We start from the raw sequence: 20050 nt of genomic DNA on the forward strand, positions 1-20050 counted from the left end.
AGAGAAAGACTATGGCTTTTTTAGACAATGCCCTGACCCAATCCTTGGATTTGCGCACTCCCCTTTGGCAAGCTCCCCTGCCCTTTGAACTCATCAGTTCGCAGACGACGGGAGAAATCAGCGCAGCAGGCGCTTTAGGCATCATCACCATCGGCGAAAGCGGCAATTGCCGGCAATTACAAGACGCCCTTGCACAATACGGCGAATATCATCAGCAGCCCGGCATCTGCTTTAGCCACCGCCTGCCGCAATCCCCGCATTGGCAAATACCGCAGGACGCGCAAGGACAGCTGCAACACTTGGCGCATCAATATCAAATCGATTATCCCTTGCCGAAAAACGATCATTTTTTAGACCTACTCGATACGGCCATACAAGCTTCGCCGCGTCTAATCGGTTTTGCCAACGGTATTCCCGAAAAAGACACCATCGCCTTTATTCAATCGCAGCAAATTCCCACTTTCGCTATTTGCCACAGCGTTGCCGAAGCGATTGCCGCTGCCGATTTTGGCATTGATTATTTAGTCTTGCAAGGCGTCGAAGCCGGCGGCGAGCAGCATCGTTTTGAAAACGCCCTGCCCGAATTACGACAAAGCGCTTTGGCGCTCCTGCAGCAAGTCCGCAATCATGTGTCCCTGCCGATTGTTTTATGGGGCGATTTCACCCACGGCGCCGATATTGTCGGCGCTCTACTTGCCGGTGCACAGGCAGTGATGCTTGACCGCCCGCTGCTACAATGCACGCTGTCCGCCGAACAAATCGAAGTTCTTAAAAAAAGCAGCGAATACGATTTCCGCACAGATTACCGCTTCACGAACCGTGCCCTGCGTTATCTGCCGATAAAGACGGACACGCCGAATCTGGATTATCTCGATCCTATGCTGCGCCAAGTCTTCATGGAGCACTATTTCAGACAATATCCTGAAGCCAAACCGCTGAGCATGAGCGTCAGCGCCAATCAGCTTCCCACAACGCTCCATCAGCTCTTAAACAGCCTCAACGAGCAAATGCGGCACTATCTTGGCTAAACTACTGGATTACGCGCAGATTGAATACGACAGCAACAGTCTGCGCAATAGGCTCTACGGCGATATTTATTTCAATCCGCAACAAGGCTTTGCCGAAAGCGAACATGTGTTTATCCGCGGCAACCGCCTTGCCGAACGATTTGCCGCCTTAGACAGACGCACACATTTCACCATCGGCGAAACCGGCTTTGGCAGCGGCATGAACTGCCTGCTGGCGGCAGACTGTTTCTTAAAACAAGCGCCTGATGACTGCCGCCTCATCTACATCAGTTGCGAAAAACACCCGATTCCGCTAGAAGACCTGCGCCGCATCCATCAAAACTGGGAAAATCCCGAACGGCGCGCAGCCCTCTATCAGCAATACCCGCATTGCCGCCACGGCTTTCATTGGCTGCATCTGCATCCGCGCATCGACCTCTTATTACTATGGGGAGAAGCCAATGAACTCTTACCCGAACTGCATGGCAGCGTTGACGCTTGGTTTTTAGACGGCTTCGCCCCCAGTAAAAACGCCGACATGTGGTCGCCGCGCATTTTTCAAGCCATTGCCGCCCATAGCCGTCTTGGCAGCACCATTGCCACCTTCAGCGTCGCGCGACAAGTCCGCGACGGGCTAAATCAAGTCGGCTTCAGGCTGCAAAAACAAAGCGGCTTCGGACGCAAACGCGACATGTTGGTCGGCGAATTCCAATCCAATCATAATTCTGCGCCCCATTGGACAAGGCTCGCCCCGCCTATAAACCCTCACAACAGCGTTAAAATCATCGGTGCAGGGCTTGCCGGCATGGCAAGCGCTTGGGCATTAGCCAAACGCGGTATCGCCGTAGAAATCTATCACTCGCCGCAGCGTCCTGCCGCCAGCCAAGTACCGATTGCCGTCCCCTTCTTGCAAGTAGGGCGGGAAGATACACCGATGCGCCGCTTTCAACTGGCGGCATGGCGCTATAACAAAGGCTTTTTTGCCCAACTGAGCGCACAATTCCCCGAACAAATATTTCTTTATCCGCAAGACATCGTCTTAAGCGCCAAAGACGACGCCGCTGCCGAACGCCACCGACAAATTGCCGCCGCCCGGCTCTTCAGCCCCGATGAATACCGTTTAGAAGCAGACCGCCATCTCATCTTGCACGGCAGCGGCACCATTGACACACCGGCTTTGCTCAACATCCTAAGCCGCCATCCGCTGATTCGGCTCATCGAGCAAGACATTGACAGCAAACAACTAGAGACTTGGCAAAACGACAGCGTCATTTTTGCCAGCGCTTGGCATCATGATTTGCTCCCTCAAGACTGGCATCGCCATCTGCGCCCTTTGCGCGGACAAGCCTGCATCGCAGGCGTCACACCGCATTTCGAACCAGCCGCCACCTGCGCCCACTACAGCATCCTGCCCTTTGCGGACAGACAAAAAATCTACATCGGCTCCGCATACCAGCCCAATTGCACAGACGGCAGCATCCGTTACGCCGATAACGAGCTGCTGCTCAAACATTTTCAAGACAGCTATCCGCAATATGCCGCTCATTACGACAGCGCCTTTGCCGGCGTACGCGCCAGCAGCCGCGATTATCTGCCGTTTATCGGACCAATCCCTAATCCTCAAGCGCTTAAGCAAGCCTATCACAAATGGCAATTCGACAAACATATCCCCATACGCGCCAATCCCGAATATCCGCGCGCATGGTATCTGCATGCAGGGCTTGGTTCCAAAGGCTGTCTGACTGCCTTTTACGGCGCCGAACTCCTTGCCGCCATGATGCTTAACAGTCCTCTACCTATCGAAGAATCATTAATCAGCCAACTGCTGCCTGCACGCGCCCTTATTCGCGACATCATCCGCAGGCAGGCAACAAACTGATTTTCTGCTATCATAAGCGCATTTTGACAATGGAGGTCGTATGAAATCTTTTCTTTTTCTAGTCGGTGTTATCGCTTTTTATTTAGGCGTCAACTATTTTTCTTTTACAGAAGGAGCAGTTCAGCGTTGGGCGAAAAAAAGCCAATTTCCTGATGAAGAAAGCACTGCATTATTTTGCAATATGCTGCAAGCAGAAACTATCATTAATTTTAATTACACAATCAACAGCCGTAGCACTAAAACAATAGAACCAAATTCAAGTTCTCTATGTAATTATTACAAGCAAAATATTATTCCTGGTGCAAAGCCTCACACTGTCCGAGTACATACTAAGGTCATTTCCCATCAGCATAGCGAAGAATTACCATTTAATAAAGGAAAAAGCCAAATTGAAATTTCTATTATAAAAGATAAACTTAAAATTAATAGAAAAATTGATATAGAATTAAAACGCAATCTCCTAGGTGATTTTACAATCCTTTCCATTAAAGGACATGACCAAATCACTCAAGAAGAGAAACCCAGACATCGTTATTAAAAAAAGACAATACAAAGCAGGGATTAATCCCTGTTTTGTATTGCTTATTTGAATCAATAAGCAAGCTTAACCCAGTAACAAACTATCATCGCTTACGGTCTGACCGCGTTGTTTTTCAAACAATGCCAATAAATCCGGTACATCTAAAGAAGCGCGTTCAGCGCCGCTAATATCAAAAATGACTTGACCTTGATGCAGCATGACGGTACGGCTGCCGATATCCAAGGCTTGGCGCATGCTGTGCGTGACCATTAAAGTCGTCAGGCTTTTTTCCGCCACGATTTGCTGGGTTAAAGACAAGACAAAATTCGCCGTTTTAGGGTCAAGGGCAGCAGTATGCTCGTCTAGCAATAAAATGCCCGAGGGTTGCAGACTGGCCATCAGCAGGCTTACCGCCTGTCTTTGTCCGCCCGAAAGCAAGCCCATGCGGTCTTTCAAGCGCTGTTCGATACCCAAATTCAGAGCCGCCAACGCTTCTGTAAATTGGCTCAAATAACGTGCCTGTACAGCGCGTGCCAAGCCGCGTCCTTGTCCGCGTTTCATTGCCAAAGCCAAATTTTCTTCGATACTGAGATGGGCGCAGGTGCCGGCAAGCGGATCTTGGAAAACACGCGCCACTTGCGCGCTGCGTTTATACGCCGGCAATTTACTCACCTCTTGCCCATTAATCAGCACGGCACCGCTATCCACGCGTATTTCTCCCGAAATGGCATTGAGCAAAGTGGATTTACCCGCCCCATTGGAACCGATGACAGTTACAAACTCGCCTTGCTGTAGAGATAAGGACATGCCGCGCAAGACGGGATTTTCCAAAGGCGTATGCGGATTAAAGGTTTTATAAATCTCGCGTACTTCAATCATGACTGCCCCCGCTTCAAACATTTGGCGGTAAAACTGCGGATATCGCCTAATTTAATCGCTAATAACATCAGCACGGTAGTGATCAAATTAATATCTCCGGGCTGCAAGCCGATATCGCCGCCGCTTAGGGCAAAAGCGATAACCAGGCGGAAAATAATCGAGCCGATCACGCAGGCCAATAAAGCACGCAAAACCGTTTTAGGTGATAGAACCGCTTCGCCGCCGATTAGGGAAGCCAAGCCGACGACCAATACGCCGACGCCTAAAGTCACATCGGCAGAACCGCGACTTTGGGCAAATAAACCGCCCGCCAAAGCCGCCAAACCATTGGCAATAGAAATGCCCAAAATGACCATCAAACCTGTCGCTACGCCTTGCGCACGCGCCATATTCGGATTGGCTCCGGTGGCGCGCATCGCCAAACCGATTTCGGAATTCATAAACCACCACAGCAAAATGCCCACCACCGTCAGAACGATAGCAAACAACATCACGGGCACAATTTCTAATGCCAGCGGCAATTCGTAAAAGGGCGTGAGAATGCTGTCTTCGCCCAACAGCGGCAGATTCGGGCGTCCCATAATCCGCAAATTAACCGAATACAAACCATACATCACTAAGATTGAGGCAAGCAGGTGCATGATTTTAAAGCGTACATTTAAAAAACCGGTAATCGCGCCGGCAAACATGCCCGCTATAACGGCAACGGCAATCGATGCCCAAGGATGCCAACCTTGCAAAATCAAGGCTGCCGATACCGCCGCACCCAAAGGGAAACTGCCTTCTACGGTCAAATCCGCGAACTCCAACACGCGAAAAGATAAATACATCGCAAAAGCCACAAGGCTATAGACCAGCCCGGTTTCCATCGCGCCCCAAAATGCGGTTGAACTCAACATAATGCTTCACAATTCTTGTTTATTTTAGACATCTTGCCAATAGAAAAGCCGCCCGCAGGCGGTAATTCGGCAATTGCCGCTATTTTGACACTCTCAATCCGGTCAAGCAAGCGGCAATCCTGTTTTAAAATGACAGCTGCCTAAGGCAGGACATGCGCCGCACTGTCAATCACAGACTGCGGCAAAGTCAGTCCCATTTTCTCTGTTGCCGCTTTATTTAAATACAATTCAGGGTTTTGCATAAATTTCACCGGCATATCGCCAATCGCCTCACCTTTTAAAACCGCGGCAATCTGCTTGCCGGTTTCGCGACCGATTTCATAGAAACTAAAGCCTAAAGCGGCAATCGCACCCTCTGCCACAGAACCGGTATCGGCAGAAAACAAAGGAATATCTTCCGCTTCCGCCACTTGCACGATAGAGCTGAAAGCCGTTACCGCCGTATTATCCGTCGTGATAAAGAAAGCGTCCGCTTTGCCTACCAAAGAACGGCTGGCATCCAATACTTCGCCGGTTTTTGTTGCCGGTGCCTGCAGTAATTTCAATCCCTTACTGCTGACAACCTGCTCCAGCTCCGCAACGGCGGCAACAGAATTCGCCTCGCCCGGATTAAACACCGTACCGATGGTTTTTACCTCAGGCATGAGGCTTTGAATCAATTCAATATTTTTTTCAAGCGGTACCGCATCGCTGGTACCTGTCACATTTTTGCCGGGTTTTTCTAAATTATCCACTAATTTTGCCTGCAAAGGATCGGTAACGGCGGTAAACACAATCGGAAAACGTCCGCGCGCCGCTGCTGCCAAACTCTGCGCCGACGGCGTGGAAATACCGACCAATACCGCCGGTTTTTCGCCGACAAATTTTTGCGCGATTTGCGTGGCAATGCCCATATCGCCCTGCGCCAATTCGCGTTTAATCTGCACCGTTTCGCCGTCTTTATAACCGGCTTCCGCCAAAGCATCGACCAAACCCTTAAAATCCGCATCCAAAGAAGGATGCGCGACAATCTGCGCGACCGCCACCACCGGCACATCCGCCGCCCAACTTTGCCATGTACATAAAGCCAATAAGGCGCACAATGATTTTTTCAACATTATTTCTTCTCCTCAACAATTTCAGAAGCCTGATCCAATAAATTTTGTGGCAGAGTCAAACCTTGACGCGCCGCCGCTGCGGGATTAAGCACAATGCGGCTTTTTTCCACTTCCGCCACCGGCAAATCGCCCGCTTTGGCGCCTTGCAAAATCGCAGCAACCTTATCCGCCGTTAAACGTCCGACATCAAACTCATCATAACCAACACCTACCGCCGCGCCAATCGGCACAGAATAAGTATCAAATACGAACAAAGGCAATTTATGCTGCTCCGCCACCTGTACCAAAGAAGGCAGACCGCTGACCGCGGTATTATCCAAAGTAATCAGGAAAGCATCGACTTTGCCTACCAAAGAACGTGCCGCATCTAACACTTCGCCGGTATTTTTTGCCGGCGCGCTGACCAAGGTCAAACCGCGCGGCTGCATGGTTTTTTCCAACATCGCATTGCTGGCATTGGAATTATCCTCGCCCGGATTAAACACCGTGCCAATATGTTTTGCCTCAGGCAGCAGACTGTGCAAAATCGCCACATTTTGTTCATAAGCCAAGGCCTCTTTGACTCCCGTCACATTGCCGCCCGGCTTTTCCAAATTATCCACCAATTTTGCGGAAATCGGGTCGGTAATCCCGGTGAAAACAATCGGCAAACGCCCTTTTGCCGCGGCAATTACCGCCTGCGCCGAAGGCGTGGTGCTTGCCACAATCACATCCGGCTTATCGCCGACGAATTTTTGCGCAATCTGATTATTGATTGCCATATCGCCTTGCGCAATCTGATAATCGATGTTTAAATTTTTGCCCACCACATAGCCGTGCTCCTGCAAACCCTGCACCATGCCGGCATAAATCTCGTCTAAAGCAGGATGCGCGATAATCTGGCTATAAGCAATCTTAGCCGCCTTCTCCTGCGCCATGACCGCCGCGCTAAAAGCTATGGCGGCGCTTAACCATAATTTGCGAATCTTCATCGTTTTCCCCTCGTTAAAAACACAAGCATAAACAGAAATATTCATGCCGACAAGCAAGAAGCGCAAACCTTCCTCTCGGAAAAAGCGTAAAATAACCGTTTTTGGACAAGCACACATGAGTCAATGGATTGAAAGCCAAGCGGGTTTTATCAAATCTCGCGACCTACAAAACATCAGCAATGCCCTCGCCGGCGGCGCAATCGCCGTCATTCCCAGCGATACCGGCTATGCTCTCGTCTGCCGTCTAGGCGATAAAAACGCCGGCAACCGCATCCGCCAATTGCGCGAACTGGATAAAGACCATCCCTTTACCATCATGTGCAGCGATTTAACCCATTTGTCGCAATACGCGCGTGTGGACAATGTGCAATTCCGCCTGCTCAAACGCCTTTTCCCCGGCGCCTTTACCTGCATATTGCCAGCAAGCAAAGAAGTACCACGTCTCGTGCAACATGAAAAACGCAAAACCATCGGCATCCGCATTCCCGAACACGGCATTTGCCAAAGCATCATCGCCGCACATCAAGAAGCCCTAATGGGCATCTCTCTCAACAGCGATGAAGAACAATACTTCATCAATCTGCACGATATGGACAAGGCTTTTATCAATGCGGTGGACATCATCGTCGATTGTGGCGAACTGCCCCTGCGTCCTAGCACCGTTCTGGATTTGACCGAAATGCCTCCCCTTATTTTGCGACAAGGCGCAGGCGACATCAGCCTTCTGCAGCAAGAATCATATCGTTAACAATAAATTGATAACACTTAAGAATTTTCAAATCACTAGGTTTTTCTTTATGCTGACGATTTATTTCTACTTTCACAGTACTTCCAAATCAAATCCACAAGTATTACACTATAAAGCCACAAACATATTCTTCTGAAGGATAAATATGAAAGCAGAAACGACCGTAGACAGACGCGCCAAAATCCGTCAAATGCTCGAAGCGAATAATGTGGTCAGCTCACAACAGCTTGCGGAATTATTTAACGTATCTCTGATGACCATCTATCGCGACCTTGACAGTCTACAAGAACAAGGCATTGCCAAACGCCAGCACGGCGGCGCCATTCTCGCCAACCGCTTTGTCTCCGCTCGTCTGCGCGGCAAAAAAGCCAATATTCATTTAGATGCCAAACGTGCCGTCGGTCGTTATGCCGCCCGCCACCTTATCGATACCCAAGACGATGCTATCATCATCGCAAACGGCTCCACCACCTTGGAATTCGTACGCCAATTGCCCGACGTACCCATCAACGTCATGGCGAACAGCTTGGAAGCCCTCTCCATTCTCAGCACCCATGCCCATACCAACCTCTACTCGCTCGGCGGCGAACTGCGCAAAGACGTGATGGCATTTGGCGGCGCAATGACGCAGGAAAACCTGAAACAATGCCATTTTGCCAAAGCTTTTATCGGCGTGGACGGTATTGACATGCTCTCGGGGCTGACCAGTACCAACGAACTGACCGCGCGCACCGCCCGCCAAATGACCGAGCAGGCCGACCAAGTCTTCGTACTGACCGACAACAGCAAATTCGACCAAAAATCTTTCCGCACCATCTGCAGCTTCAAAGCCATTGACGCCATCATTACCAACCGCGGCGTGCCGGCAAAATACCGCGCCTTTTTAGCGGAAAACGATGTGGAATTAATAGAAGTCGATTAAGCACCGAACAAAAACATTCCTTATTTTTTGCTTTTGCAACAAGAGCAAAGCCTGATTTTTAGCGGCAAAATACGAAATTTCACTAGCAAAAATTTAATTTTTATTACAAAATGCGCGCAGCGTGTGTCGCACACGTTGCTTTTGCACAATGAAATAAGGAATTATGATGAAAGAACAACAAGTCACATTAACTAACCCGGCAGGTTTACACGCTCGTCCCGGCAAGCAATTAGTCCAATTGGCCAAAGGCTACGAAAGTGAAGTGACCCTCATCAAAGCCGGCGAACGCTATAATGCCAAATCGCTGATGAAACTCTTGCAAGCAGGCTTAAGCCAAGGCGACGTATTGACGGTTGAAACCAACGGCGCGGACGAAGACGCCGCATTAGCCGCGATTGTTGAATACATCAACACCTTAGAAGAATAATGAACCGCCAATTAAAGGGGCTTGCCGCCTCTCCGGGCATTGCGGCAGGCAATGCTTGGATATTCATCCCCCAAAGCCCTGCAATCCATTTTCAAGCCAGCGATAATGCCGAAGCAGAAATTGAAGCCTTCCGCCATGCGCAAAATACGGTAGAAGCACATCTGCAAAGCCTGTATGAAAAAGTGCTGGCGGAGCAAGGCGAAGAGGAAGCCGAAATCTTTTCCAGCCATATCGAACTCTTGCGCGACGAAGAATTCGAGCAAGACGTACTGGCATTGATGAAAGACGAACAATACAGCGCCACCAGAGCCGTTAAAGAATATCTCGATCAAGCCGCCGCCACCATGCGCACCTTAGACGACGATTACCTCAAAGAACGCGCAGCGGAATTTGAAGATCTACAAAAAAATTTATTGCTCGCGCTCAACAATATGCCCTTTGCCTCTTTAGGCGATGCGCCTGCCGATACGATTATTTTCGCTCAAGATCTAAGCCCCAGTGAAACCGCACAGCTCAATCCCAAAAACGTGCGCGGCTTTGTTCTGGCAGGCGGCGGCTTGACCAGCCATGTGGCAATTTTAGCGCGCAACATCGGCTTGCCGGCAGTGATGGGCATCAGCAACGTTTTAGAACAAGTGCAAAACGGCGAAAGCATTTTGCTTGACGGCAGCCGCGGCGAAATCATCGTGCAACCTGATGAAGCCACGCAAACGCAATTCAGCCAAAAAGCAGCGGCGGAAGCGCAATTGCAGGCCGAATATGCTGCCCTGCTTCATCAACCCGCCACCACGACCGACGGACAGACCATCAAACTGTATTCAAACATCGGCTCGCCCAAGGATTTGCACCTTGTTGAGGACAATGGCAGCGAAGGCATCGGCTTATTCCGCAGCGAATTCTTATTCATGAGCGCCAACAGCGCGCCCAGCGAAGAAGCGCAGTATCAGGCCTACAAACAAGCGGCAGAACATTTGGGCGAACGCCAATTGATTTTGCGCTTAGCCGATATCGGTGGCGACAAACCCCTGCCTTATCTCAACTTTCCGCATGAAGAAAATCCTTTCTTAGGCTGGCGCGGCGTGCGCATTTACGATGAAATGCGCCATGTCTTTGACGCGCAAATCCGTGCCGCCCTGCGTGCTGCGGTTCATGGCAATCTGCAAATCATGATTCCCATGGTCAGCAATGTCGATGAAATTTTGTTCGTGCGCCGTGAAGTCGCCGCGCAAGTCGCCGCTTTGCAGGCAGAAGGCAAAGCCTGTAATCCCGACATCAAAATCGGCATTATGATTGAAACGCCTGCCGCCGTCCTGATTGCGCCGCAATTGGCCAAACATGCCGATTTCTTCAGTATCGGCACAAACGATCTGACGCAATACATCATTGCCGCAGACCGTGGCAATACGAAAATCTCCTCGCTTTACGACAGCTTGCATCCTGCCGTCTTACGCGCCATGAAAATGGCGGTAGATGCCGCACATGCCGCCGGTATTGAAATCGGTGTTTGCGGTGAAATGGGCGGACAAATTGAAGCCACGCCTTTCTTAGTCGGCATGGGCTTTCACGAACTCTCCGTTTCGGGTCGCGGCGTTCCTGCCGTTAAGCACCGCATCCGTCAATTAAGCGCCAAAGATTGTCGCGCCTTGCTTGAAGAAGCCTTGCAATTAGACGACGGCATTGCCGTACGCCAATTGCTTCATCAACGTCTTCCTTAAGCATTTTCACAGCAAAACCGCAGAAATCCTCTGCGGTTTTTTATTTCCTGCGCTACAATAAACGCCGCAATCATTTTCAAAGGAAGGCATCATGAAAAGTTTAGGCGAATTCATTATTGAAAAACAAAGCGAATATCCGGAAGCCAAAGGCTCATTGTCAGGCATCCTATCCGCCATCAGACTCTCCGCCAAATTCCTCCACCGCGACATCAATAAAGCAGGGCTCATCAATGACGTCCTCGGCGATGCCGGCGCAGAAAACGTACAAGGCGAACAGCAGAAAAAACTCGACGTCCTTGCCCATGAAACAATTAAAAAAGCCCTTTTTATGCGCGATGATGTGGCGGGCTTTGCCTCCGAAGAAGAAGAAAACTTCATCGCTTTTAATACCGAACGCGGCAAAAACGCCAAATATATCATTCTTACCGACCCGCTCGACGGCTCGTCCAATATCGACGTCAATGTCGCCGTCGGCACGATTTTCTCCATCTACCGCCGCGTAACCCCTATCGGCAGCCCCGTCACATTGGAAGACTTCTTGCAGCCCGGCAGCCGCCAAGTCTCTGCCGGCTATGTCGTCTACGGTTCTTCCACCATGCTGGTTTACACCACCGGCAACGGCGTAAACGGATTTACTTACGACCCTTCGCTAGGCATGTTCTTGCTGTCGCATGAAAACATTCGCATTCCCGAGCAAGGCAGCATTTATTCCGTCAATGAAGGCGGCTATGTCCGCTTCCCGCAAGGCGTGAAAAAATACATCAAATACTGCCAAGAAGAAGCCCCGCAGGAGAATCGCCCCTATAAATCACGCTATATCGGCTCCTTAGTCTCCGATTTTCACCGCAACATGCTCAAAGGCGGCATTTACATGTATCCGCAAGCCAGCAGCTATCCGCAAGGAAAATTGCGGCTTAATTACGAATGTAATCCGATGGCATTCCTTGCCGAACAAGCCGGAGGCTTAGCCAGTGACGGCAAACAGCGCATTCTTGATATCCAACCGCAAAGCCTGCATCAGCGCAGCCCTTTCTTTACAGGTTCGCGGCAAATGGTAGAAAACGTCATGCAATTCATCCAAGATTATCCTGACGAATAATCATATAAAAAATAACCGCCTAGAATAGCTTTATCTAAAAAGCGCTAAGCGGTTCAAAAGGCGCAGTACATTTTTATTCGTTAATTAAATAATTTTAATCATTTTCACTAGCATCAACTAATCAAAGCGTGTTAGATTAATAAATGCAATTATATTGCAGTAAAAAATGCTTAACAAAAAAGGAATAATTATGAAAAAATTATTAGTTTCTACACTCTTGCTTGCCAGCAGTATGGGCATGGCACAAAGCAATATGGCAACCGATGCTGCGCAAGCCGATGCCGATACCGTCAAAATACGCGAAGTCAGCTATTCTTGCCGACAAGGCGGAAACTTAGTCGTTACCTACGGATTTAACGCCCAAAGGCTGCCGACATACGCAGAAGCGTTTTTAGGAGGCAAAACGCGTTTCATGCCGATTAATCTAAATCTCTCCAGTGTTGCCGGCACCACCTTCGGCGAAAGCGAAGACAGTTGGCGCTTGGACGCCGATTATATGGAATTAAACAATTACCATAAAATCGGTTTGGCAACGGTACAAGACCCTGCCAATGAAATCACGCATAAAGATTGCCGCGTCGTCAAAACGCGCAAAATCAAAGGTTAATTGCCGAGCATCAAAAAAACAGCCGAATGGCTGTTTTTTTATGTGTCAGTGTTATAGTCAGTTCATGACAAAGAAGAATATTATATTTTTAACCTTAGCTTAGGCATTTATGCCTGAAAGCACACATCATGATGAATTGTGTTGGCATAAACACCTAAGCTACTAATTTATAAAGAAGCAGGTCGGATTCTTGAATCCGACAAATTTATGTTTTAAGTAATGTCGGATACAAATATCCGACCTACCCGATTGAAAAATGATTAATTTTGCCATGAATTAACTATATCAATAGAACAAGCAGAGGCTTAGGCATTCTCCGCATCGTCGCCATCCTCGGCATCACCCTCTTCGTCGCCGCCTTGCTCGGCAATGATTTTCGCCACCGCAATCAGTTTTTCCTGTTCATTGGTGCGAATGAGGCGCACGCCCTGCGTATTGCGTCCGCTGGTAGAAATTTCCGCCACGCGTGTACGCACCAAAGTGCCGTTATTGGTAACCAACATGATATGCTCATCTTCCTCCACTTGCACCGCATATACGGCTTCTCCGTTGCGCTCGCTGCACATAATCGACAAAATGCCTTTGCCGCCGCGACCTTTTGTCGGGTAATCGCTAATCGGCGTACGTTTGCCATAGCCGTTCTCGGTAATCGTCAGAATCGCGCCCTCTTCTTTGACTACACATAGGGCAATGACGCGCTGATCATCTTCCAAACGCATACCGCGTACGCCGCCGGCTCCGCGCCCCATGCTGCGCACATCCTCTTCATTAAAGCGCACGGATTTTCCCGCATTGGAAAACAGCATAATGTCCTGCTTGCCGTCGGTAATTTCCACATCTACCAATTCGTCATCTTCACTCAGGCTGATGGCAATGATGCCGTTGGCGCGCGGACGGGAATATTCGGACAAAGGCGTTTTTTTCACCGTTCCCGCCTTAGTAACGAAGAATAGGAATTGGTCTTCAGGATATTCCCGCGTGGTCAGCACGGCATTCAGACGCTCGTCTTTTTCAAAGGGCAGCAGATTGACAATCGGTTTGCCTTTTGCCTGTCGCCCAGCCTGCGGCAATTCGTAGACTTTCAGCCAATAGACTTTGCCCTTATTGGAAAAGCACAGCATAGTGTCGTGCGTATTCGCCACAAACAATTGCTCGACAAAATCCTTGTCTTTGACCGCCGTCACCGATTTTCCCTTGCCGCCGCGCCGCTGCGCTTCGTAATCGCCCAAAGGCTGAGCTTTGATATAGCCTTCATGGGATAAGGTAATCACGCGGTCTTCTTCGGCAATCAAATCTTCCAAACTTAAATTCAAATGCGTGTCTAAAATCTGCGTACGGCGCACATCATTAAATTGGGTTTTAATCTCCAGCAATTCTTCCTGTATGACCGCCTGCAAACGCTCCGGCACTTGCAAGATTTCAAGCAAGTTTTCGATATTGCTTAAAATTTCTTGAAACTCTTCAAGAATCTTATCCTGTTCCAGCCCCGTTAGGCGGTGCAAACGCAAATCTAAAATCGCCTGCGCCTGCTCCGGCGACAAATGATAGCCGTCCGCCAATAAGCCGTACTCTGCCGCCAAGCCGTCGGGGCGCGAATTTTCCGCACCTGCTCTTTCCAGCATATCGACGACCTGACCGGGGCGCCAAACACGGCTAATCAAGGCTTCTTTGGCTTCCGCCGGCCCGCTGGAAGCGCGAATCAGAGCAATGACTTCATCAATATTCGCCAAAGCCACCGACAAGCCTTCCAAAATATGCGCACGTTCGCGCGCCTTGCGCAGCTCAAAAATCGTACGGCGCGTAACCACTTCGCGGCGGTGCGCCAAAAATACCTGCAAGACTTCTTTTAATGACAATAATTTCGGCTGTCCGCCGACCAAAGCCATCATATTGATACCAAAGACGATTTGCAATTGCGTGAGTTGGAACAGATTATTCAGCACCACTTCCGCCACTTCGCCGCGGCGCAATTCAATCACCATACGAATGCCGTCTTTATCCGACTCGTCGCGCAAAGCGGTAATGCCGTCGATTTTCTTTTCCTTGACTAAATCCGCGATTTTACTCAGCAAATTCGCCTTATTGACCTGATACGGCAATTCATCGACGATAATCGCCTGCTTGCCGCCCTCATCGCCCTCAATATGGGTTTTGGCGCGGATATAAATCCGTCCCTTGCCGGTTTCGTAAGCCTCACGAATCCCCTTAGCGCCGTTGATAATCGCGCCGGTGGGAAAATCAGGACCGGGCAAATGATGCATCAAAGCCGTGGTATCGGCCTGCGGATTGGCAAGCAAATGCAGGCAGGCGTCAATCGTTTCGCCCAAATGATGCGGCGGAATATTGGTCGCCATACCCACCGCAATGCCGGAACTGCCATTGACCAATAAATTCGGAAAGCGTGCGGGCAAAGCCACCGGCTCCAACTGGCTACCGTCGTAATTAGGCGTGAAATCGACCGTTTCTTTTTCAATATCCGTCATCAAACTATGCGCGATTTTCGCCATACGCGCTTCGGTGTAGCGGTGCGCCGCCGCAGGGTCGCCGTCAATCGAGCCGAAGTTGCCTTGCCCGTCTACCAGCGGATAACGCAGAGAAAAAGACTGCGCCATGCGCACCAAAGTGTCATAAATCGCGCTGTCGCCATGCGGATGGTAACTCGCCATCACATCCCCGATAACCCGCGCTGATTTCACATATTTCTTATTCCAAGCATTGCCGTTTTGATGCATGGAATACATCACACGGCGATGCACAGGCTTCAAACCGTCGCGCGCATCAGGCAAAGCACGCCCGATAATCACGCTCATCGCATAGTCCAAATAAGAACTGCGCATCTCATCGACTAAATTGATAGGGAGAACTTCTTTGGCAAAATCACTCATTTGACTTCTCTTTTGCTGAATCTCTAAAAATAACGCGCTATTCTAGCACGTCGGCGCCGTTTTTTCTGAGCCGAAAGGCGCATCAGCCTTCATTCACACCCCACAACCACGCCGCGCCGCGCACGCCGCTCGAATCGCCGTGCAAGGCTTTTTTGATAGGCGTGAAAAATTCACGTCCGAAAATATATTCGTTCACCAAAGGCGGCACATTTCGATACAGACGATCAATATTGCAGACGCCGCCTGCCAGCACCACCACATCAGGATCAAGCGTATTCACATAAGCCGCCAAGGCTTTTGCCAAGCGGCGCTCGTAGGCTTGCAGCGATTGCTCGGCAATCGGATCGCCCTGCTCGGCAAGTGCGCTGATTTCATTGCCTTTTAAACGCCGACCGCTGCGACGTTCATAATCATCGCACAAGCCCGTGCCCGATACGAACTGCTCCACGCAGCGGTATTTTCCGCAATAACATTGCACATTATGCGAACGCTCCTCCTCATCCTGCCAAGGCAATTCATTATGCCCCCATTCGCCGCCGATACCGTTCGCGCCGTTCCAAGGTTTGCCGTCAATCACAATCCCCGAACCGCTGCCCGTGCCTAAAATCAATGCCAGCACCACTTTTTTACCCGCACCGGCACCGTCGGTCGCCTCGGATACCGCCATGCAATTCGCATCATTGGCGATGCGCACCTCGCGTCCCAAAAGCGCCTTCAAATCGGCATCCAATGCCTGCCCGTTCAGCCAAACGGAATTGGCATTCTTCACCTTGCCCGTAAAAGGCGAAATCGTGCCGGGAATGCCGATGCCGACCGTGCCGTGCCGAGCGGTCGCCGCTTCGGCATTATCGACCAAACGTTTAATCGCCGCCAAGGTCTCGGGATAAGAACCGCGAGGCGTGGCAATCCGTTTGCGGAACAATTCCTCGCCGCTGTCGCTCAAAGCGATTACCTCGATTTTTGTGCCGCCCAAATCAATACCGATACGCATAATTGCTCCTTAATGATGAATAACCAGTCCATTTGATAAAACATAGGATTTTATACTAATATTTTATATACTTGTATTTTTAACACACCTCTTTTGGATACCTTTCATGTCGCCTGCCATGTCTATTTTAGTGATTGACGATGATATTTCGCTGTGCGAGCTGCTCAGCGATACTTTTGAAGAGTACGGCTATCAGATGAGCTGCGTACAAAGCGGGCAGGCGGCATTGGCTTTATTAAGCACGGGTCAGCAGTTCCAACTGATTTTTTTAGACCTTATCCTGCCCGATATCAATGGGCTTGTGTTGCTGCAACAGCTCAAAAACCTCGTCAATACGCCGATTATCATGTTAAGCGGCTTAAACGCGGAATCGGATGTAGTGGTAGGCTTGGAAATGGGCGCAGACGATTATATTGCCAAGCCTTTTTATCCGCGCGTCGTGGTCGCTCGCGCCAAAGCTGCCATTCGCCGCGGCCAGCCGCAAAGCTGCCCGTCGCCGCAGCAGCAGGGATTGCGTTTTCAACAATGGTTTTTAGATACCGATAAACATAAATTGTATTCGCCGCAGCGGCAGGAAATCGAGCTCACTCAAGGGGAATACCTACTGCTATTCACTTTACTCTCCCATGCGCAAAAAGCCTTGTCCCGCCAGCAATTGCTGGAATTAACGCACAGCGAAAACTTGGAAATTTTCGACCGTACGATTGACGTGCTGATTATGCGCCTGCGCAAAAAAATCGAACCGAATCCGAAAGCACCTACTTTTATCCAAACGGTACGTGGCATTGGCTATATGTTCAATTTTTCGGTAGAAAAATCAGAATAATCAAAGCCCAATACCTGATAGCGATTGATGGCGGATAAAATCCCTTAAGCGCGGATAATCAACTGCGCCTTCGGTTGCGGAAACGGAAAATAAATTGAAATAAGCCAAGCCATGCCCCAGCTGCAATGTTTCCTGCAAAGGCAGATTCTCATGCAATCCGTACAAAACGCCGCTGCAAAAGGCATCGCCTGCTCCTAAAGTGCTGACAATTTTGTCTTTTTCCACCCAATAGGAAGGCAGTGCCAAAGAATTGCCCTGCCAATCGCAGGCTGCCGCATATTTCGGCGAATGCACGACCACCGCCTGCTTCACGCCTAAGCGCATAATGTTTTGCGCCGCCATTATCAAATCTTTTTCCGTAGAAGCCGTCTGCTTCGCGGCGGTCAAACTTTTCGCCTCGACATCATTAATAATCACAATATCGACATAGGGCAGCACCGGAAGAATCATATCGGTAAAAATCTGCTGATTTTCGACAGAAACCAAATCGATGGAAATTAAAAAACCTTTTTCTTTCAGTGTAAGGAGCGTCTCTTTCAATACCGCTACATCCAATAATGCCGGCAGCAGCGGTAAATAGGCGATATGCGCGATTTTGGCATCACAATCAATCGCCGCCACCGCTTGCGCGTCATAATGCTGCATCGCCCCGATATAGTGGAAAAAAGTACGCTCTCCGTTTTGACTGTTAATCATCACATCGGTAAATGATGTGGGTAACTCGCTTTCTATGAGCGCGCTTAATGCCACTTTATGTTTTTGCGCTTGCCGCAAAATAAATTGCCCTTCGCTGTCTTTACCGATAGCGCCGCTTAAAAACAGCGGCAGCTCGGCATCCAGTTTGGCTAAATTGAATAAAACATTGGTGCAGCCGCCGCCGCAATGTAGCCCCATCTGCGAAATGGTCGCCAGCATCGTTTCTTTGGGATATTCCGAGATGACTAAGGTACGATCGACTAATAAATTCCCCAGCGCCAGAATTCCCTTACGTTCCTGCATAATGCTCTGCTTTATTCACGCTGTTGAAAATGTGCATTTGTTCGGCGACCGTTTGGCGAACCGCCTGTTGCATATGCGCCATGATAATCAAATATTGATTATATTTTCCGCCGGATTCCGCCGCCTTCATGCTGGCAGCTAAGCTGTCCAATGCCGCCTGCGACATGCCGGTAAAGAAATTGATTTTGCAAATGCCAAGTTCGATCGTTTTGCGGAAATCCTCTGCGCTGATGCCCGAACCGCCGTGCAACACCAAAGGAATGCCGACGGCTTTATTGATGTCTTCCAAACGCTGAAAATCGAGCTTCGGCTCGCCTTTATATTTGCCATGCGTATTGCCAATAGCAACGGCAAGCGCATCAATGCCCGTCTGCTCGACAAATGCTTTTGCTTCTTCGACTTTGGTATATAAGGCGGCATCCGCGCTACTTTCCAATGCGCCGCCTTCGTCGCCGCCGACTGCGCCAAGCTCGCCTTCAACAGAAATATTATAAGGACGGCACAATTCCACCACTTCTCGAGTTTGGCGGATATTGTCTTCATACGGCAATGAAGAGCCGTCAAACATAATCGATGAGAATCCGCAATCGATTGCCGCTTTAATCGTCGGCAGGGTTAAGCCGTGATCTAAATTCAGGCACACGGGAATGCCGGCTTGATGCGCTTTCTTTTTGATATATTCGGCAGCCGAAGGCAAATCGATATATTGCAAATGCACTTCCGCCACATTGATAATGACGGGCGATTGCTGCTCTTGAGCGGCGGCAAATACCGCATCGATAAAGTTCGAATCAATCGCATTAAAGGCGCCTACGGCAAATTTGTGTTCTGCGGCAAGAGCAAGCATATCTTTCAAATTAATCAGCGGCATAAAAACTCCTTATAATCGCTGCAAAGCAAATGGATAGGGGCTTCGTCTTCCTCAATGGCGGAAAAACGTCCCAGCGGATCTAAAAAACGGTTGTCGGTAAGATCGTCGTTCACCATCGAGACTTCGCCCGCCAAAACATTGCCCTCTTCCGCCCAAAAGCTGTGATAAAGCGTAGGCGGCAGACAAATGCTCTGTCTGGGATGCAGGCGGATTTTGTCGCCGGCGGCAATTTGCCGTCTTTCGCCGTCTATGCTGACTTCAATGGCACATACCTCGTCCAATAAATCCGTGATTTCATCGCGCTTATATAATTGCAGGCTTAAAACGCCGCCGCCCCGATTGATAATATCTTCCATTTTTTTCCAATGGTAATGCATCGGCGTAACTTGATTTTGCTTGACCAGCATAATTTTTTCGGCATAGGGTTTGCCGTTTTTTTCAGATTGATTGCGCAAAGTAAACAGGGTTAATCCTGTTTGCGCAAAATTGCCCAAATTAAAATCGGTCACATCCCAGCCCAAATTGGATTTCAATATTTCCGCATACGGCTCTAAGGAAAATGTCTGCCAGTCTTTTGCAGAAAATTCGGCAAATTTCGGCAAGGAAAAACGGTATTGCGCCATGATTTGCTTGGCGTCTTTAATTGCCTGATTGATTTCGGAGCGTTTCATCAAAATTTCCTTACTGGTTGAAACCCCTCCCTTTTTT

General features: G+C 49.5%; 19 protein-coding genes. 10 read left to right on the forward strand and 9 right to left on the reverse strand.

The features are described 5' to 3' along the window. Nucleotides 1–11: 11 nt before the first annotated feature. The 3 genes from DYC63_RS00735 to DYC63_RS00745 are packed head-to-tail and all read left to right on the forward strand — an operon-like array spanning nucleotide 12 to nucleotide 3424. Nucleotides 12–1028, forward strand: coding sequence for a nitronate monooxygenase (locus DYC63_RS00735; protein ID WP_115217475.1), 1017 nt, complete (start codon nucleotides 12–14; stop codon nucleotides 1026–1028). Then, nucleotides 1021–2886, forward strand: a complete 1866-nt coding sequence (gene mnmC1 / locus DYC63_RS00740; protein WP_115217476.1) for an FAD-dependent 5-carboxymethylaminomethyl-2-thiouridine(34) oxidoreductase MnmC1 — start codon at nucleotides 1021–1023, stop codon at nucleotides 2884–2886. The genes DYC63_RS00735 and mnmC1 overlap by 8 nt, the downstream gene beginning before the upstream one ends. 40 nt (nucleotides 2887–2926) lie before the next feature. After that, nucleotides 2927–3424 carry a hypothetical protein gene (locus DYC63_RS00745; protein WP_115217477.1) on the forward strand — a complete coding sequence of 166 codons (498 nt, stop codon included), beginning with the start codon at nucleotides 2927–2929 and terminating at the stop codon, nucleotides 3422–3424. Nucleotides 3425–3490: 66 nt separating this feature from the next. Here the strand turns inward: DYC63_RS00745 and DYC63_RS00750 are convergent, their stop codons facing one another. The 4 genes from DYC63_RS00750 to DYC63_RS00765 form a co-directional block, all read right to left on the reverse strand. After that, nucleotides 3491–4285, reverse strand: coding sequence for an ABC transporter ATP-binding protein (locus tag DYC63_RS00750; protein ID WP_115218027.1), 795 nt, complete (start codon nucleotides 4283–4285; stop codon nucleotides 3491–3493). Then, a complete protein-coding gene (locus DYC63_RS00755; RefSeq protein WP_115217478.1) occupies nucleotides 4282–5184 on the reverse strand; it encodes an ABC transporter permease in 903 nt (300 codons plus the stop codon). The genes DYC63_RS00750 and DYC63_RS00755 overlap by 4 nt, the downstream gene beginning before the upstream one ends. Nucleotides 5185–5324: 140 nt before the next feature. Next, the gene (locus DYC63_RS00760; RefSeq protein ID WP_115217479.1) at nucleotides 5325–6281 is read right to left on the reverse strand and encodes an ABC transporter substrate-binding protein; all 957 of its coding nucleotides are present in this window, start codon (nucleotides 6279–6281) and stop codon (nucleotides 5325–5327) included. After that, on the reverse strand, nucleotides 6281–7252 hold the full coding sequence (locus tag DYC63_RS00765) for an ABC transporter substrate-binding protein (protein ID WP_172459351.1): 972 nt from the start codon (nucleotides 7250–7252) through the stop codon (nucleotides 6281–6283). Before DYC63_RS00765 ends, DYC63_RS00760 begins: the two co-directional genes overlap by 1 nt. A 115-nt stretch (nucleotides 7253–7367) precedes the next feature. Between DYC63_RS00765 and DYC63_RS00770 the strand changes: the two genes are divergently transcribed. From DYC63_RS00770 to DYC63_RS00795, 6 genes are all read left to right on the forward strand, one after another. Next, the gene (locus tag DYC63_RS00770) at nucleotides 7368–8000 is read left to right on the forward strand and encodes an L-threonylcarbamoyladenylate synthase (protein WP_115217481.1); all 633 of its coding nucleotides are present in this window, start codon (nucleotides 7368–7370) and stop codon (nucleotides 7998–8000) included. A 145-nt stretch (nucleotides 8001–8145) separates the two neighbouring features. Then, nucleotides 8146–8922 carry a DeoR/GlpR family DNA-binding transcription regulator gene (locus DYC63_RS00775; protein WP_115217482.1) on the forward strand — a complete coding sequence of 259 codons (777 nt, stop codon included), beginning with the start codon at nucleotides 8146–8148 and terminating at the stop codon, nucleotides 8920–8922. A 166-nt stretch (nucleotides 8923–9088) separates the two neighbouring features. Continuing rightward, a complete protein-coding gene (locus DYC63_RS00780) occupies nucleotides 9089–9349 on the forward strand; it encodes an HPr family phosphocarrier protein (RefSeq protein ID WP_115217483.1) in 261 nt (86 codons plus the stop codon). After that, nucleotides 9349–11064 (forward strand): phosphoenolpyruvate--protein phosphotransferase, encoded by a 1716-nt coding sequence (gene ptsP, locus DYC63_RS00785; RefSeq protein WP_115217484.1) that lies wholly within the window; start codon nucleotides 9349–9351, stop codon nucleotides 11062–11064. Before DYC63_RS00780 ends, ptsP begins: the two co-directional genes overlap by 1 nt. A 91-nt stretch (nucleotides 11065–11155) precedes the next feature. Then, nucleotides 11156–12163: a class 1 fructose-bisphosphatase gene (gene fbp / locus DYC63_RS00790; protein WP_115217485.1), complete on the forward strand. Its 1008-nt coding sequence runs from the start codon at nucleotides 11156–11158 to the stop codon at nucleotides 12161–12163. Nucleotides 12164–12353: 190 nt separating this feature from the next. Then, nucleotides 12354–12770 (forward strand): ACP-like domain-containing protein, encoded by a 417-nt coding sequence (locus DYC63_RS00795; protein ID WP_115217486.1) that lies wholly within the window; start codon nucleotides 12354–12356, stop codon nucleotides 12768–12770. Between the two features lie 305 nt (nucleotides 12771–13075). Here DYC63_RS00795 and gyrA read toward each other — a convergent pair whose 3' ends face one another. Both gyrA and mak read right to left on the reverse strand, forming a co-directional pair. Beyond that, entirely contained in the window at nucleotides 13076–15655 is a 2580-nt protein-coding gene (gene gyrA, locus DYC63_RS00800) for a DNA gyrase subunit A (RefSeq protein WP_115217487.1), read from the reverse strand. Nucleotides 15656–15737: 82 nt separating this feature from the next. Continuing rightward, on the reverse strand, nucleotides 15738–16646 hold the full coding sequence (mak, locus tag DYC63_RS00805; RefSeq protein WP_115217488.1) for a fructokinase: 909 nt from the start codon (nucleotides 16644–16646) through the stop codon (nucleotides 15738–15740). Between the two features lie 106 nt (nucleotides 16647–16752). Here mak and DYC63_RS00810 point away from each other — a divergent pair, with 106 nt between their 5' ends. Next, nucleotides 16753–17472 carry a response regulator transcription factor gene (locus DYC63_RS00810; RefSeq protein ID WP_115217489.1) on the forward strand — a complete coding sequence of 240 codons (720 nt, stop codon included), beginning with the start codon at nucleotides 16753–16755 and terminating at the stop codon, nucleotides 17470–17472. On the opposite strand, the gene DYC63_RS00815 is transcribed toward DYC63_RS00810, so the two are convergent. Genes DYC63_RS00815 through DYC63_RS00825 form a run of 3 tightly spaced genes read right to left on the reverse strand, consistent with a single transcriptional unit; the run spans nucleotide 17473 to nucleotide 20013 of the window. Next, nucleotides 17473–18471, reverse strand: a complete 999-nt coding sequence (locus DYC63_RS00815) for a carbohydrate kinase family protein (RefSeq protein ID WP_115217490.1) — start codon at nucleotides 18469–18471, stop codon at nucleotides 17473–17475. It lies immediately after the preceding gene. Further along, on the reverse strand, nucleotides 18458–19342 hold the full coding sequence (locus tag DYC63_RS00820) for a ketose 1,6-bisphosphate aldolase (RefSeq protein ID WP_115217491.1): 885 nt from the start codon (nucleotides 19340–19342) through the stop codon (nucleotides 18458–18460). Before DYC63_RS00820 ends, DYC63_RS00815 begins: the two co-directional genes overlap by 14 nt. Then, a complete protein-coding gene (locus DYC63_RS00825; protein ID WP_115217492.1) occupies nucleotides 19333–20013 on the reverse strand; it encodes a D-lyxose/D-mannose family sugar isomerase in 681 nt (226 codons plus the stop codon). The genes DYC63_RS00820 and DYC63_RS00825 overlap by 10 nt, the downstream gene beginning before the upstream one ends. Between the last annotated feature and the right edge of the window lie 37 nt (nucleotides 20014–20050).

This window comes from Suttonella indologenes, from assembly GCF_900460215.1.
Lineage (GTDB): Bacteria > Pseudomonadota > Gammaproteobacteria > Cardiobacteriales > Cardiobacteriaceae > Suttonella > Suttonella indologenes.

Excerpts from the sequence above, each read along its gene's own strand:
- DYC63_RS00735 (WP_115217475.1), top strand. The coding sequence starts at position 12 with ATGGCTTTTTTAGACAATGCCCTGACCCAATCCTTGGATTTGCGCACT.
- DYC63_RS00745 (WP_115217477.1), top strand. The coding sequence starts at position 2,927 with ATGAAATCTTTTCTTTTTCTAGTCGGTGTTATCGCTTTTTATTTAGGC.
- DYC63_RS00750 (WP_115218027.1), bottom strand. The coding sequence starts at position 4,285 with ATGATTGAAGTACGCGAGATTTATAAAACCTTTAATCCGCATACGCCT.
- DYC63_RS00755 (WP_115217478.1), bottom strand. The coding sequence starts at position 5,184 with ATGTTGAGTTCAACCGCATTTTGGGGCGCGATGGAAACCGGGCTGGTC.
- DYC63_RS00760 (WP_115217479.1), bottom strand. The coding sequence starts at position 6,281 with ATGTTGAAAAAATCATTGTGCGCCTTATTGGCTTTATGTACATGGCAA.
- DYC63_RS00765 (WP_172459351.1), bottom strand. The coding sequence starts at position 7,252 with ATGAAGATTCGCAAATTATGGTTAAGCGCCGCCATAGCTTTTAGCGCG.
- DYC63_RS00770 (WP_115217481.1), top strand. The coding sequence starts at position 7,368 with ATGAGTCAATGGATTGAAAGCCAAGCGGGTTTTATCAAATCTCGCGAC.
- DYC63_RS00775 (WP_115217482.1), top strand. The coding sequence starts at position 8,146 with ATGAAAGCAGAAACGACCGTAGACAGACGCGCCAAAATCCGTCAAATG.
- DYC63_RS00780 (WP_115217483.1), top strand. The coding sequence starts at position 9,089 with ATGAAAGAACAACAAGTCACATTAACTAACCCGGCAGGTTTACACGCT.
- ptsP (WP_115217484.1), top strand. The coding sequence starts at position 9,349 with ATGAACCGCCAATTAAAGGGGCTTGCCGCCTCTCCGGGCATTGCGGCA.
- fbp (WP_115217485.1), top strand. The coding sequence starts at position 11,156 with ATGAAAAGTTTAGGCGAATTCATTATTGAAAAACAAAGCGAATATCCG.
- DYC63_RS00795 (WP_115217486.1), top strand. The coding sequence starts at position 12,354 with ATGAAAAAATTATTAGTTTCTACACTCTTGCTTGCCAGCAGTATGGGC.
- gyrA (WP_115217487.1), bottom strand. The coding sequence starts at position 15,655 with ATGAGTGATTTTGCCAAAGAAGTTCTCCCTATCAATTTAGTCGATGAG.
- mak (WP_115217488.1), bottom strand. The coding sequence starts at position 16,646 with ATGCGTATCGGTATTGATTTGGGCGGCACAAAAATCGAGGTAATCGCT.
- DYC63_RS00810 (WP_115217489.1), top strand. The coding sequence starts at position 16,753 with ATGTCGCCTGCCATGTCTATTTTAGTGATTGACGATGATATTTCGCTG.
- DYC63_RS00815 (WP_115217490.1), bottom strand. The coding sequence starts at position 18,471 with ATGCAGGAACGTAAGGGAATTCTGGCGCTGGGGAATTTATTAGTCGAT.
- DYC63_RS00820 (WP_115217491.1), bottom strand. The coding sequence starts at position 19,342 with ATGCCGCTGATTAATTTGAAAGATATGCTTGCTCTTGCCGCAGAACAC.
- DYC63_RS00825 (WP_115217492.1), bottom strand. The coding sequence starts at position 20,013 with ATGAAACGCTCCGAAATCAATCAGGCAATTAAAGACGCCAAGCAAATC.